We start from the raw sequence: 14,752 nt of genomic DNA, 5'->3' as shown, positions 1-14,752 counted from the left end.
AAAGACAGGTCCTTTTGATGCTACAAAATCATTAAAATTTGCTTGCAAATTTTTACCATCGGCTAGTGACTAGTGACAGGATGTGAAAAAAGTATTTTTCACATCCTCTTAGAAATCTCCCAGTACCAGCTGAGAAATATTTTTGCTGTGGTCGCTGACCCGCTTCATGTTGATCAGCAGTTCCAGCATGACAAAGCCGGTTTCCGGCGTGCAGATTCCTTCATTCAGCCGTTCCACGTGGCTCTTGCGCATGGCCTTCTGCTTGATCTTCACCTGATGGGAGAAGTCCAGGGATTCCCGTGCCAGGTCCTTGTCCTCCAGTTCCAGGGCTTTCATTGCCTTACTGGCAGCTTCCACCACCAGCACTTCCAGTTCCTTCATTTCCCGGTTGGCTTCCGGCGAGAACGTAGTGCCATCCTCGTGCATGCTGCGCACCCGTTTGGCGATGGTTTCGGCATGGTCGCCGATGCGTTCGATGTCGTTGCAGGCATGGAGCAGACCCGTATGGAGATTACTCATCTCCTTGGTCATATTCTTTTCGCTCATCTTGGTCAGGTACACGGTAATGGCCTCTTCCAGGCTGTCGATCACCGGTTCATGTTCCAGGATGAATTCCACATCCTTTTTGTTATAGGCATCCACACAGTGGAAGGATTTCCGGATGTTTTCCAGGGCCAAGTCACCCATGCGCACCACTTCTTTGGTGGCAAGGCCCAGAGCTACAGCCGGCGTACCCAGCACGTTTTTGTCCAGGTACTTGGGCTGGTAGGAAATGTCGTTTTCTTCCCCGGGCATGATCTTTTTGATGAACCGGGTGAAGTACGGCGCCAGGGGCAGGAAGATACAGGTGTTCACCACGTTGAAAGTGGTATGGGCATTGGCGATCTGCCGTCCAATGTTCCCTGCCGGAGAAATGGAACGGACAAAATCGATGAAGAAAGGCAGCAGGCACAGAGCGATGATACTGCCGCACAGGTTGAACATCACATGGGAACAGGCCACCCGTTTGGCGTTCAGGCCACTCTGCAGGGTTGCGATGACGGCAGTGATGCAGGTACCGATGTTATCCCCCAAGATGACGGAGATGGCCCCTTCCAGGGGAATCAGCCCCTGGCTGGCCATGGCCATCAGGATCCCGATGGTGGCAGAAGAAGACTGAATCACCAGGGTCATACACAGACCGGTCAAGAGGCCCAGGATGGGATGGCTGGAGAACCGGCCCAGGTATTCCACAATCCGGGGATCGCTCCGCAGAGGCACCACCGCATTGCTCATCATGCTCATGCCCAGCATCAGGATCCCAAATCCCAGGAGCACATAGCCCAGGTTCTTCAGGGTCCGTTTCTTGCAGACGATCTGCATGACGAAGCCGATAGCGATAATCAGGGTGATGTAATCAGTCAGATTGAAGGCAATCAGCTGTGCGGTCATGGTGGTCCCGATATTGGCCCCCATGACGATGCCGAATGCCTGTTCCAGATTCATCAAGCCGGCATTGACCAGGCCTACGGTCATCACCGTGGTTGCGCTGGAAGACTGGAGCACGGCCGTGACCCCAGCCCCCAGAGCCACCCCGTAGATGGTCTTTTTGGTGAGCTGCCCCAGGATTTTCTGGAGTCTGGCACCGGCTGCCTGCTGCAGGCCGTCGCCCATGAGCTGCATGCCGTACAGGAAAAGTGAGATGCCGCCTAAAAACAAGAAAAGCTGAACCAAGATGATCTCCTCCGCGATAGCGCTATAAATCCTTTTCAATTATAGATAAAGAGAGTATGTATACTTTTAAATTTTACCACATCTATTTCCGTTACACCAGCAAAAAAGAGATATATGCAACATTCTGAACACTTTTGCAAAATCTATCATGGAATTTCAAAAAAGCATAAAAATAACGGGACTGTCTTTCGACAGCCCCGTTATGAAGGATCCCTGAAGATTATTTGTCTTCAGCGTCCAGTTTCACATAACCAGCCAGACGTTCTTCAGCGTCTTTCTTGGTCTTGGCATACAGGTCTTCAGCGATATCAGGGAAGCCCTTAGCCAGGGAAGCATACCGTACTTCGCCCTTCAGGAAGTTTTCGAATTCGTCGAAGTTCGGAGTCTTGGTGCTATCCAGGAAGAAGGACTTCTTGCCTTCCTTCTTCAGTTCAGGGTTGTACCGGTAGCAGGACCAGTAACCACAGTCAACAGCAGCCTTGGCTTCCAGGAAGGAGTGCTGCATGCCTCTCTTGATACCATGGTTGATGCAAGGAGAGTAGCAGATGATCAGGGAAGGACCATGATAAGCTTCTGCTTCTCTGATGGCTTTCAGAGCCTGGTTCTTGTCGGCACCCAGGTTGATTTGAGCAACATAGACATAACCATAGGTCATGGCCATCATGCCCAGATCCTTCTTCTTGGTTCTCTTACCGGAAGCAGCGAATTGAGCAACAGCAGCTTCAGGAGTAGATTTGGAGGATTGTCCGCCGGTGTTGGAGTAAACTTCGGTATCGAATACCATGATGTTTACATCGTCGCCGGAGGCCAGTACGTGGTCTACACCGCCGTAACCGATATCATAGGACCAGCCGTCGCCGCCGAAGATCCACTGGGAACGTTTCACGAAGAACTGTTTGTTTTCATACAGTTTTTCCAGTTCCGGTTTGCCGGCTTTTTCAGCTTCCAGCAGTTCAACCAGTTTTTCAGCGCGGGCACGAGAGCCTTCGCCTTCGTCCTTGTTGGCGATCCAGTCTTCCATAGCGGCCTTCAGGTCGTCGGAAGCAACAGCTTCAGCAGCCTTCATTTCATCAACCAGACGATCGCGGACAGCTTTTACGCCCAGGTACATACCCAGACCATATTCAGCGTTGTCTTCGAACAGGGAGTTAGCCCAGGCAGGACCATGGCCCTTGTGGTTGGTGGTGTACGGCATGGACGGAGCAGCAGCAGCCCAAATGGAGGAGCAGCCCGTAGCGTTGGCGATCATCATGCGGTCGCCGACCAGCTGGGTAACCAGTTTGGCATACGGAGTTTCGCCGCAACCAGCGCAGGCGCCGGAGAATTCCAGCAGCGGTTGTTCGAACTGAGAACCTTTGATGGTGGAAGTCTTCATCGGGTTTTGTTTCGGAGAAACTTCCTTCACGCAGTAATCCCAGATCGGAGCGCGGCCTTCCTGCGTAGCGAAAGGTTTCATGGCCAGAGCCTTGTTGCCTTTCATGCCCGGGCAGGCATCCACGCAGTTGGAGCAGCCTTGGCAGTCCATCGGGCTTACGGTGATGCAGAAGTTCAGGCCTTTTGCACCCAGAGCCGGTTTGGCTTTCAAGCCTTCCGGAGCATTCTTCAGTTCTTCGTCAGTCAGCAGGAACGGACGGATAGCTGCATGCGGGCACATCAGAGCGCACTGGTTGCACTGGATGCAGTTTTCAATGTTCCATTCAGGAACGTTGATGGCGATACCCCGTTTTTCAAAAGCAGCAGTACCGGACGGGAAGGTACCATCGGCCTGGCCCATCAGAGCGGATACCGGCAGGCTGTCGCCTTCCTGTTCCGTCATGGGGATCATGATGTTGTCATAGAAGTCGTCACCGATCTTCTTGTACAGCGGTTCATATTCGCAGTTAGCCCAGGAAGCAGGAACGTCAACTTTAACAATGGCATTTACGCCCTGATCCACAGCTGCGTTGTTCATGTCAACCACCTTCTGGCCTTTCTTGCCGTAGGAGGTGACAATGGATTCTTTCAGGTACTTCACAGCATCTTCCACAGGGATTACGTTAGCCAGTTTGAAGAAGGCTGCCTGCATGATCATGTTGATACGACCGCCCAGACCGATTTCAGAAGCGATCTTCACAGCATCGATGGTGTAGAATTGGATGTTGTTTTCAGCCAGGTATTTCTTCAATTGACCAGGCAGTTCCTTTTCCAGTTCTTCGCCTTTCCACGGGCAGTTCAGCAGGAATACGCCGCCTTTTTTCAGGCCGTTGGCTACGTTGTAACGATGTACATAAGAAGGATTGTGTACAGCTACATAGTCAGCGAAGTTGATCAGGAACGGCATATGGATCGGAGTGTCGCCGAAACGCAGGTGGGAAACGGTGATACCGCCGGATTTCTTGGAGTCATAAGCGAAGTAGCCCTGAGCGTATTTGTCAGTCTTATCGCCGATGATCTTGATGGCCATCTTGTTGGCACCAACGGTACCATCAGAGCCCAGGCCCCAGAACTTGCAGGATACAGTGCCTTTCGGAGTGATATCCAGGGTCTTTTCTTTCGGCAGAGAGGTGTTGGTCACATCATCAACGATGCCCACGGTGAAGTGATCTTTCGGTTCAGCAGCTTTCAGGTTATCGAAGATAGCCAGAACGTCGCCAGGATAGAATTCCTTGGAACCCAGACCATAACGGCCGCCAACGATCAGAGGACGGTCAGCCTTGTTGTAGTAGATGTCACGGACATCCAGGTACAGAGGTTCGCCATTGGAACCCGGTTCCTTGGTACGATCCATAACGGCAATGCGTTTTACAGTCTTAGGCATTGCTTCGAAGAAGTGTTTGGCGGAGAACGGACGATACAGGTGAACGTTCAGGACACCCACTTTTTCGCCCTGGCCAACCAGGATCTTAACAACTTCTTCTACAGTCTGTGCGCCGCTGCCCATGATGACCACAACGTTTTCTGCATCGGGAGCACCGGTGTAGTTGAACAGTTTGTAGTCACGGCCAGTCAGTTTGCTGATTTCTTTCATATAGCCTTCAACGATTTCCGGCAGAGCCAGATAATATTTGTTGACGGCTTCACGGGTCTGGAAGTCAATATCCGGGTTTTGGTTGGTACCACGGATTACAGGATGATCCGGGTTCAGCGCATGGTCACGGAATTTTTTCAGTTCATCGTAGTCAACCAGTTTTTTCAGGTCTTCATAGTCCAGCAGTTCGATCTTCTGGATTTCGTGAGAAGTACGGAACCCATCGAAGAAGTTCACGAAAGGCACATGGCCTTTGATGGCGGACAGATGAGCAACAGCAGTCAGGTCCATAACTTCCTGAACGCCGCTTTCTGCCAGCATGGCAAAACCGGTTTGACGGGTTGCCATAACGTCACTGTGGTCACCGAAGATGTTCAGAGAGCTGGTAGCAACGCAACGAGCAGCTACGTCGAAAACTGCAGGCAGCAGTTCGCCAGCGATCTTGTACATGTTCGGGATCATCAGCAGCAAGCCCTGAGATGCGGTGTAAGTCGTGGTCAGAGCACCGGAAGCCAGGGAACCGTGCACAGCACCGGAAGCACCTGCTTCAGACTGCATTTCCATGATTTGTACCGGACGACCAAAAATGTTCTTCTTGCCATGAGAAGCCCATTCATCACTGACTTCTGCCATCGGAGAAGAAGGAGTGATCGGGTAGATCGCCGCAACTTCCGTGAACGCATAAGAAGTATATGCGGCCGCGGTGTTGCCATCCATTGTCTTCATTTTTTTCATTTTCAAAAGCCCCTCTTTCTAAGAGATACTGACTACGATGAGTAAGACTTCCATAGTCCCCCTAGTCGTCTATCATTATATATCAAATTGAACAGAATCTCAAATAAATTTTTTCTTATTTGTAGACAATTTATTGTGAATTGTCTAACATCTTATGATGTGACTTATCCCTCACCGATCCCTGAAAATCCTGTTGCATTCTGGCGCGATTTTTGTTAAAGTTGAAATACAACAATCACTAGGGGCGCTATCGCTGAGAGACCTGACGGTCGACCCTTTGAACCTGATTCGGTTAATACCGACGAAGGAAAGTGGTGGGTTTGCCTGCAAGACCGCTTTCCTTATGATCTTATGAGGAAAGCGGTTTTTTGTTGTATGATAAAGGAGGAGTTTTGAATCATGATGACCCAGAGACAAGCGGCATTGAAAGGAATCATTACGGACCAGATGACGGCCGTAGCCGGACAGGAAGGGGTAACGCCTGAATTCATCCGGGATGGCATCGCCAAAGGTACCATTTGCATCCCTGCCAACATCAACCACAAAAATCTGGTTCCCCGGGGCGTGGGTGAAGGCCTTTCCACCAAGGTGAACGCCAACATCGGTACGTCTTCCGCTTTTCCGGATCCGGAACCGGAACTGAAGAAACTGCAGGCTGCCATCGACGCCGGTGCCGATGCCGTCATGGACCTGTCCACGGGCAACAACATCGATGCCTCCCGCCGGGCCACCATCGCTCACTCCACCATCATGGTGGGGACTGTGCCCATCTATCAGGCTACCGTGCAGGCCATCAAGGCCCATGGCAAGGTGACGGAAATGGATAAGGACGACATCCTGGCCACCGTGGAAAAACAGGCCAGGGATGGGGCCGACTTCATGACCATGCACTGCGGCCTGACCCGCCAATGCCTGCACAACCTGATCCACGAAGGCCGTGTGATGGACATCGTCAGCCGGGGCGGTTCCTTTATTTCCGGATGGATGCTGCACAACGGCAAGGAAAACCCCTTCTATGAATTCTATGATGAAATCGTGGATATCTGCGCCAAATATGATGTGACCATCAGCCTGGGTGACGGCTGCCGTCCCGGCTGCCTGGCCGATGCCACCGACCGGACCCAAATCCAGGAACTGCTGAACCTGGGTGAACTGACCCAGCGGGCCTGGGCCAAGGGTGTACAGGTCATGGTAGAAGGACCGGGCCACGTTCCCTACAACCAGATTGCCACCAACATGCAGCTGCAGAAACGGATCTGCCACGGAGCTCCCTTCTATGTGCTGGGGCCTCTGGTCACCGACATCGCTCCCGGCTACGATCACATCACTTCCGCCATCGGCGGGACCCTGGCGGCTGTCAGCGGTGCCAACTTCCTGTGCTATGTGACCCCGGCCGAACACCTGGGACTGCCCGACATCGATGATGTCAAGGAAGGCGTCATCGCAGCCCGAATCGCCGGCCATGCCGCTGACGTGGCCAAGGGCCTGCCCGCTGCTGTCGCCCAGGATCTGGCCATGGCCAAAGCCCGGAAGGTGCTGGACTGGAACAAACAGATGGAACTGGCCATCGATCCCGAAAGAGCTCGCAAGGTCCGCGCCGCCAAGAACAAGAGCAGCGAGGAATACTGCTCCATGTGCGGTGACTACTGTGCCGTGAAGATCATGAACGAGTACATGGAAGAAGTCAAGGCGAAGAAGAATCACTAAAAAAAGGTGCCCTCGGGGCACCTTTTTTTAGTGGGTAGTGTGTAAGTGATTAGTGGTTAAGTGGTTAAGTGGTTAAGTGAGTAAGTGATTGGTGAAGGAAAGCCGATGGCCTCGGGCCATCGGCTTTTTGATTTAGATTTGGCCCAGAACTTTCAGGATCACTTCCGCAATGGCAGCAGAACCTACGTAGGTCCCGATGAAGATCACGCAGGCCAGGACCACGATCCGCCAGCCGGTCTTCTTGAACGCATCCATTTCCTTGCCGATGGAGATACCGGCATAGGCCAGGATGGGCGTGCACAGAGCCAAAAAGCCCACTTTCTTCATATACATGCTGATGATTTCCGAACCGGGGAACCCGGGGAAGGTCAGGATGCAGCCCAGGGTGGTGATGTAGGCCACGGCCGGGATGCCTCCGGGGATAATCCGGGCGGCCACGATGCCGGCCAGGGAAATCAGGATCAGGATGACCATACCGGGCACGGCCTCCATGAACGTGAACTTGCTGGAAAGGGTGTTGGCCACCAGAGAAAGGATGGCCGTAATCACCAGGATCAGCGCAGTCTGCGGTAAGGTGTAGCTTTTCATTTTCCTTCCTCCTCCTTGGTCAGCACATGGCCGTATTTGATGATGCAGCATTTCTTATACAGCCATTCCGTCAGGGGCAGGGCCAGGAACACAGCCATATATACCCCGTCCAGGCCGGAGAGCATGTTGGACGCCGTGGCAAAAGCCGCCAGCTGGTCCGCCATTTCCGGATACATGACAGTCAGGGTTCCCAGAGAAGCGGACATCATGCTGGCACTCCCCACCCCGGAGGCCATGGCCAGGGAATAGGGATGGAAGATCTTCAGGGCCGCCAGGAAGGAGGCCATGATCCCGAAGAACACGGTGCCGCATACGGTACCGGCAATGTACACACTCATGACGCCCCGGCCTTCCGGAGTGTCCAGGCCGTACCGTTCACCGATCAGGGCCACATTGGGTTCACGGGCGATGGAATGGGCGGCGCCGATGGTCTCCCGCTTTAGCCCGAAGGCCACAGCCAGAGGGACCCCCAGGAACACCGTCCCCAGGTTGCCGAATTCCTGCAGGATCAGGGCCGGGCTGGCGCTGATGATTTTGGGCAGGGTGGGTCCTACCAGGGTACCATACCGGGCCATGAGCAGCATCAGGGTGACACCCACCAGGGAACCGGCATCTTCCATTTCTTTCTGTTTGGAGATCTTAAAGAAGTTAGGGGTGGTCAGGATGCCCAGGATCAGGGCATACAGCATGGGGACGAACACCACTTTCCCAGGCCCCAGATTGAAGGATTTCGTTCCGATCAGTTCGGCGATGACCACCAGGGCCATGGCCGTAATGTGTAATTTCCAGTTAATCATGGTTCCTCCCCGTTAAAATATCCATCCATTTTGGCAATGTACTGGTCCCTGGTCAGGGCCGGCTTGAAGTCTTTCAGGATGGCTCTGGCTTCTTTGGCATCGTCACTGAGCAGATCGATGACGACTCCGGCAAAGGCTTTGCCCGGCATCAGGGCTGCCGATTTGAAATCCACCACTTTGAAATCCGGTCCGTGAAGCAGTCCGTCCACGCCGCCGATGAAAGGATGGATGGCAGGCATCAGATGGGAAACATCCCCCATATCCGTGGAAGCGCTGAAGTGGCCTGCATCGGTGATCTTCACACCGGGAAAGGCATCCTTGGCGTTCTCCACGAACAGGTCATTCATTTCTTTGTTGCAGATGAGAGGCAGTTCCCCGGGCAGGGTGTCGATGTTCACCCTGGCACCGATGGCCATGCCCCCGGCTTTCAAGGCCGCATCCACCTTGGCGTTGGTGGAGTCGATGGCTTCCATGGTCTTGGCCCGTACGTAGGTTTCGATCCGCACGTCGTCAGGTACGTTGTTCACCAGGTCGCCGCCCTTGGTGATGATGGGATGGACCCGGACGGAATCCTGATCCCGGAAGGTTTCCCGCAGGGCGTTGATGCCCATAATCCCCAGCATGGCGGCATTCAGGGCGTTGATACCCTGATCCGGTGCGTCGGCCGCATGGGCGCTCTTCCCCACATACTGGATGGTCTTGCCGATGAAGCCGTTGCTGCTGGAGCCTACGGCCACCAGGGGTTCCGGAGATTTTTTCCGGGAGTGGATCATCATGGCCATATCGATGTCATCGAATTCGCCCTCGTAGATCAGCTCCCCCTTGCCGCACAGGAAGTGGATCTTGCCCTCTTTCCGCAGCTTTTTCCGATAGGCCAGCTGGATATATTCCTCCGCCGGTACCCCGAAGAACACCACATTGCCGCACAATTCCTTCATGACACCGCTTTTGGCCAGGCCGTAGGCAGCGGCCAGCATGGAGGACTGCTGCATATGGTGGCCACAGGCATGGGCTGCGCCTGTATCCGGATCCGCCTTGGGATGGTCCGGACAGCCGATGGCATCCAGCTCTCCCAGGATGGCTACCGTAGGCCCTGGTTGACCGCCCTTCAGGACACCCTTGACAGCCGTCACAGCCATCCCCTTGCGGTAAGGGATCCCCAGTTTGTCGAACTGGGCCGCCAGTTTGGCAGAGGTCTTGAATTCCTTGAAACCATATTCCGGTTCAGAAGCCACATCTGCCGCATAGGCACGCAACTCTGCCTCCGAATCGTCAATCATGGAAAATACTTTTTGTTTCAACGCCTCTTTATCCGTGATAACCACTCCCCCTAAATAAAATTTGTGTACGCCCTTATAATACGCTCTTTTCACAATTTTATCAACAATGTATTTTTATTTTACATATTTATTGTGTATTGTTACATTTTCTGTAAAAAGGAAGGAGCTGTGAACAGTCTTCACAGCCCCTTCTTTCCCCCTACGGGGATGGGATTCATTTTCCGGCAATCAGCAGCACACTCAGATCATTGACATTGGTCCCGGTGGCACCGGTAATCAGCAGTCCCTTTGTCTTTTCCAGGGCGTGGTAGGCGTCGTTCTGCTCCAGCACCTCAGAGATTTCCACACCGGCCCGGGCCAGTTCTTCTTTCGTATACCCGTCTGAAAACCCGCCGGCTGCATCGGTGGGACCGTCCGTCCCGTCGCTGCCAAAGGAGAATACCGCCACATTGTCCAGACCCGCAATGCCATCAGCCGCTGCCAGAGCGATTTCCTGGTTCCGTCCGCCCTTACCCCTGCCGTGGAGATGCACCACCGTTTCTCCTCCGGCCAGGACTGCCAGTTTCCTGCCGCTCCCGGCATACTGCCGCCCAATGGCCGCCAGGAAACTCCCGGCTTCCCGGGCCTGGCAGTTCAGGCTGGTGGTCAAAAGCACCGTTTCATAGCCCAGGGCTTCTGCCGCCTTCTGACCGGCAGCCGCCAGCTCCGTCACGCTGCCTGTAATCACCGTCTCCACATTGTCCAGCTGTTTGGGAGTCTCTTCCCGCAGGGCTTTTTCCGCATCCTTCGGCAGCATGATCTTGTATTTGCGGATCACGTCCAGGGCTTCCTCACAGGTGGAGGAATCCGGATACGCCGGACCGGAGGCGATCATATCCAGAGGGTCCCCGATGATATCGCTGAGAACAATGGCATAGACTTTCGCCGGAGCGCACAGTTTGGCGAACTTTCCGCCCTTGACGCTGCTCAGACGTTTCCGTACCGTATTCATGGAAACGATATCCGCTCCGCTGGCCAGCAGGTCCGAAGTGATGCCCTGAAGTTCCTTCAGTGAAATCAGGGGTTTCTCGAACAGAGCGGAGCCGCCGCCGCTGATCAGGAACAGGACGGTATCATCGGCCCCCAGCTCCTTCACCAGTTCGATGGCCCGTTCAGTGGCCTTCAGCGAGTTCTCATCAGGTACCGGGTGCCCGGCTTCCCAGATTTCCAGAGGGGCCAGTTCCCCCTTGCTGTGACCGTATTTGGTGATCACAATGCCTGCCGAGATCCGGCCGTCCAGGATGCCTGTTGCCGTTTTGGCCATCTGCCAGGCTGCCTTGCCGATGGCCACCACCACGATCTTTCCCCTGCCGAATCTTTTATGTTCCAAAGCCTTTGCCACAGCCGCATCCGGCAGAGAAGCCCGGATGGCACTGTTCATGATGGTTTCTGCATCTGCACGTAAAGACATTTCCATTTCCCCCTCAGACGAATTTACAAATTCGTCTCATTATACCATATTCTTGCACCCTCTGCGGCAGGAATGGTACAATGGAAACCAATAATAGTCACTAGTCTCGAGTCACTAGTCACTAGCCGAAGGAAGCCAGCTGACGCTGGCTAAAATAAAGGAGCAGCTATGACTTTATACAACGAATTCCTGGCCTGGTTGCCGGCACTTTTCATCCTGGCCTTTACCATCCTGTTCTACATCGGTTTCCGGATCGTAAGCATCCGGATCATCCGCTTCATTCTGGACAAACTGCCTTTTGCCGCAGACGAAAGTATCGCGGCAGCGGTGTACCGGCCCGGCAGGATGGCCATTGCCGTCTTCGGGGGCTATACCGCCCTGGCCAATTCTCCCTGGGAACGGCTGGCCCAGACCGCTTTCCTTTCCAACTCCATGTCCAGCCTGCTGGTCATCGCCTTTTACTGGATCCTGTACAATTTCAGTTCCACCACCAACGTCCTGTTCAGCCACTTCTTCACCAAGGCTGGCAGAAAGCTGGACCCGGCCATCAGCGGCCTGTTCTCCTCCTTTTTCCACGCCCTGATCATCTTCTTCGCCCTGGCCACCGTGCTCAGCACCTGGGGTTTCAACATCAGCGGCTTCATCGCCGGGCTGTCCATCGGCGGCCTGGCCGTATCTCTGGCGGCCAAGGATTCCCTGGCCAACATCTTCGCCTGCCTGGTGATTCTTATGGACCAGCCCTTCCACGTAGGGGACTGGATCATCTGCAATAACATCGAAGGCATTGTGGAATCCATTTCCTTCCGCAGCACCAATGTGCGGACCTTCACCCAGGCCCTGGTGTACATCCCCAATTCCCTGATCATCAGTACCCCCATCCAGAACTTCACCAATCGGGATATGCGCCGGCTGGAAATGACCCTGGGGGTCACCTACGATGCCACCAGAGAACAGCTGCAGGCCCTGGTGGAAAAGATCACCGCCTACCTGAAGTCTGACCCGGACATCCTGGACGAGGGCATCACCGTGGCCTTTTCCAACATGGGGGCCAGCAGCCTGGACATCAGCATCGTATGCTACTGTCGGCACACCAGCTACACCAAATACATGAAGAGCAAGGAAAAGATCAACCTGGAGCTGCTGAAGCTGCTGGAAGAGACAGGCACCAGTGCCGCCTACCCCAGCACCAGTGTGTATATTGAAAAAACGGGAGTGTGATAAGCACACTCCCGTTTTTTGGTGGTTGGTGGTTAGTGGTTAGTGGTTGGTGGTCGGCTGTACACCAATCCGAGGACTTCCAGTCTTTCAGATCCCCAGCTTCCTGATCAGGTCGATGATATACTTTGTGGTTTTGTCGAAATCTTCGTCCACAGGAATGGCATAATCACAATATTTCAGGTACAACGGCATCCGTTCCCTGTACAGCTGGGTCAACCGGTCTTCTGCAGAATTCAGCAGGGGCCGGCTCACTTTGTCCACGCACCCGGCGATGGCTGCCAGGTCCCGGTTCAGGAAGAAGATTTTCCCTGTTTCCTGGAGATAGGCCATGTTCTCCGGGCGCTTCACCACGCCACCCCCGCAGGAGATGATGATGCCATCTTTGGCGGCCAGGCTGCGGATGGCTGCCGTCTCTGCGTCCCGGAACACATCCTCTCCTTCCTGGAACAGGCTCTTGATGGTCCGTCCGGTCTGCTGCACCACCACATCGTCCGCGTCTATGACCGGACGCCCCAGCACCTTGCTGAGTTTCTTTCCAATGGTGGTCTTGCCCGCTCCGGGCATACCGATCAGTACAATATTAGCCATGAAATGAAGCCTCCAGTTGTTTCATGATTTCCGGTATCAGATCCGGATCCAGTTTCTTCTGCTGCCAGATTTCCTCCGAAGCCACAGCCTGGGCCACCAGCATGTACATTCCATTGCAGGTCTTCGCCCCGTTTTTGCGGGCGTCAGCCAGGAACTGGGTTTCCCTGGGATTGTAGATGATGTCCACTGCCGCTTCGGCTCCCGCCGTAAAGTCTGCCGGCACCGGGCTCACTCCCACTTTGGGGGACATACCCACCGGAGTGGTGTTGATGACCACCTGGCTGCCGGGCTGTGCATCGGCATAAAGCCGCACCTGGGCATCCGGCCGCTGGACCAGGAAATGCTGCAGGCTCTCTTTCGCCTGCTGAGGGTGGCGGGACAGGATCTGGACCGTCTCCGCCTTCCGGTCGGCCACCACCTGCAGCACGGCCTTGGCCGCACCTCCATTGCCCAGCACGGTCACCCGTTTCCCGGCAAGGGAGATACCAGCTGCCTGGAGCATCCGGTCGAAGCCCATATAGTCCGTATTGTAGCCTTTCACCCCTTCCGGCGTGAAAAACAGGGTATTCACCGCTCCGATCTTTTCTGCTTCCGGGGCAATGTCCGTCAGATGGGCAATGACTTTTTCTTTATACGGAATGGTCACATTGCTGCCGGTAAGCCCCTCCCGGTTTTCCCGTACAAAGGCTGCCACCTGGTCCGGCTCCCGTTCCAGCAGGGTATAGGTATCCTGGCTGTCCAGGGCCCGGAAGATGGCTGCATGGATCTGGGGCGACAGGCTGTGCCCCAGTACCCGTCCTAACAATCCGAATTTCATGATCTGGTTTCCTTTCCGTGATCCGCCCGATAATTCCCCAGGATCTTGCAGTCCGTGGTATCCTCCGGCAGGTCCGCCAGAGCATTCTGCACGGCCTGATCCGTCAGATGGCCGGTGATGTCCATGTGGAAATAATATTCCCAGGGCCGCCCGGGGATGGGGCGGGATTCAATGTTGGTCATGTTGATCTGATACCGGGCGAAATGGGACAGGACCCGGTACAGGGACCCGGGCTGGTGTTTCAGGCTGACGATCAGGGTAATCTTGTCCGCATCTGCGGCCAGTTCCTGCTGCCGGCTGATGATGATGAACCGGGTGTAGTTGCTCTGGTTGGTATTGATGCCCCGGGCCAGGATGGTAAGGCCATAGGGTCCGGCCGCCTGAGCCCCGGCCACAGCCGCCTTATGGATGTCCTTTTTCCGGGCCACCATTTCCGCCGCCTTGGCCGTATTGAAATAATTGAACTGCTGCATGGCCGGATGTGCTTTGAAAAAGGCCCGGCACTGGGAAAAGCCCTGGGGATGGGAATAGACTTCTGTAATATCCTCCAGCTTCGCTCCAGGCAGGCCCAGCAGGCAGTGTTCCACTTTCACGATTTTCTCGCCCACGATGCTGGCCCCATACCGGCGCACCAGGTCATAGACCTCCGTAATGCCGCCGGTGGAGGAATTCTCGATGGGCAGCACCCCATACCGGACAGTACCGTCCATGACTGCCGTCACCACATCTTCAAAAAGCATGAAGTTCCGGGCTTCCACCGGCTGACCAGAGAAGTACTGCTGCAGGGCCAGGTGGCCGTAGGCCCCCGGCACCCCCATATAGCCTACAGGGATGGATTCCTGTGTCATATGC

The 14,752-nt window shown here is 54.6% G+C and carries 11 protein-coding genes and 1 riboswitch; of the genes, 2 read left to right on the top strand and 9 right to left on the bottom strand.

What is annotated here, in order from left to right:
• Nucleotides 1-108 precede the first annotated feature (108 nt).
• On the bottom strand, nucleotides 109-1,713 hold the full coding sequence (locus BQ5462_RS04520) for a Na/Pi cotransporter family protein (RefSeq protein ID WP_083378068.1): 1,605 nt from the start codon (nucleotides 1,711-1,713) through the stop codon (nucleotides 109-111).
• Nucleotides 1,714-1,933: 220 nt separating this feature from the next.
• On the bottom strand, nucleotides 1,934-5,455 hold the full coding sequence (nifJ, locus tag BQ5462_RS04515) for a pyruvate:ferredoxin (flavodoxin) oxidoreductase (protein WP_071142236.1): 3,522 nt from the start codon (nucleotides 5,453-5,455) through the stop codon (nucleotides 1,934-1,936).
• Between the two features lie 230 nt (nucleotides 5,456-5,685).
• Nucleotides 5,686-5,782: riboswitch (TPP riboswitch) on the top strand.
• Between the two features lie 72 nt (nucleotides 5,783-5,854).
• Between nifJ and thiC the strand changes: the two genes are divergently transcribed.
• Complete coding sequence (gene thiC / locus BQ5462_RS04510; protein ID WP_071142235.1) at nucleotides 5,855-7,162, top strand: phosphomethylpyrimidine synthase ThiC; 1,308 nt, start codon at nucleotides 5,855-5,857, stop codon at nucleotides 7,160-7,162.
• 132 nt (nucleotides 7,163-7,294) lie between these two features.
• Here the strand turns inward: thiC and BQ5462_RS04505 are convergent, their stop codons facing one another.
• The 4 genes from BQ5462_RS04505 to BQ5462_RS04490 form a co-directional block, all read right to left on the bottom strand.
• Nucleotides 7,295-7,750 (bottom strand): DUF340 domain-containing protein, encoded by a 456-nt coding sequence (locus tag BQ5462_RS04505; RefSeq protein ID WP_071142234.1) that lies wholly within the window; start codon nucleotides 7,748-7,750, stop codon nucleotides 7,295-7,297.
• The gene (locus tag BQ5462_RS04500; RefSeq protein ID WP_071142233.1) at nucleotides 7,747-8,547 is read right to left on the bottom strand and encodes a DUF3100 domain-containing protein; all 801 of its coding nucleotides are present in this window, start codon (nucleotides 8,545-8,547) and stop codon (nucleotides 7,747-7,749) included. The genes BQ5462_RS04505 and BQ5462_RS04500 overlap by 4 nt, the downstream gene beginning before the upstream one ends.
• Complete coding sequence (locus BQ5462_RS04495) at nucleotides 8,544-9,827, bottom strand: amidohydrolase (RefSeq protein ID WP_071143305.1); 1,284 nt, start codon at nucleotides 9,825-9,827, stop codon at nucleotides 8,544-8,546. Before BQ5462_RS04495 ends, BQ5462_RS04500 begins: the two co-directional genes overlap by 4 nt.
• Nucleotides 9,828-10,041: 214 nt before the next feature.
• The gene (locus BQ5462_RS04490) at nucleotides 10,042-11,277 is read right to left on the bottom strand and encodes a glycerate kinase type-2 family protein (protein ID WP_071142232.1); all 1,236 of its coding nucleotides are present in this window, start codon (nucleotides 11,275-11,277) and stop codon (nucleotides 10,042-10,044) included.
• Nucleotides 11,278-11,445: 168 nt separating this feature from the next.
• On the opposite strand from BQ5462_RS04490, the gene BQ5462_RS04485 reads away from it, so the two are divergent.
• Entirely contained in the window at nucleotides 11,446-12,495 is a 1,050-nt protein-coding gene (locus BQ5462_RS04485; protein WP_071142231.1) for a mechanosensitive ion channel family protein, read from the top strand.
• Nucleotides 12,496-12,582: 87 nt separating this feature from the next.
• On the opposite strand, the gene BQ5462_RS04480 is transcribed toward BQ5462_RS04485, so the two are convergent.
• From BQ5462_RS04480 to pheA, 3 genes are read right to left on the bottom strand one after another with little or no spacing between them, the layout of a single operon-like run.
• Complete coding sequence (locus BQ5462_RS04480) at nucleotides 12,583-13,083, bottom strand: shikimate kinase (protein ID WP_071142230.1); 501 nt, start codon at nucleotides 13,081-13,083, stop codon at nucleotides 12,583-12,585.
• Complete coding sequence (locus BQ5462_RS04475; protein WP_071142229.1) at nucleotides 13,076-13,900, bottom strand: shikimate dehydrogenase family protein; 825 nt, start codon at nucleotides 13,898-13,900, stop codon at nucleotides 13,076-13,078. Before BQ5462_RS04475 ends, BQ5462_RS04480 begins: the two co-directional genes overlap by 8 nt.
• Nucleotides 13,897-14,748, bottom strand: a complete 852-nt coding sequence (pheA, locus tag BQ5462_RS04470; RefSeq protein WP_071142228.1) for a prephenate dehydratase — start codon at nucleotides 14,746-14,748, stop codon at nucleotides 13,897-13,899. Before pheA ends, BQ5462_RS04475 begins: the two co-directional genes overlap by 4 nt.
• Nucleotides 14,749-14,752 lie beyond the last annotated feature (4 nt).

The sequence above is a fragment of the Acidaminococcus timonensis genome, from assembly GCF_900106585.1.
Taxonomy (GTDB): domain Bacteria; phylum Bacillota; class Negativicutes; order Acidaminococcales; family Acidaminococcaceae; genus Acidaminococcus; species Acidaminococcus timonensis.
The sequence above is the reverse complement of the archived record's forward strand: the minus strand, read 5'-3'. Positions and strand labels throughout refer to the sequence as shown.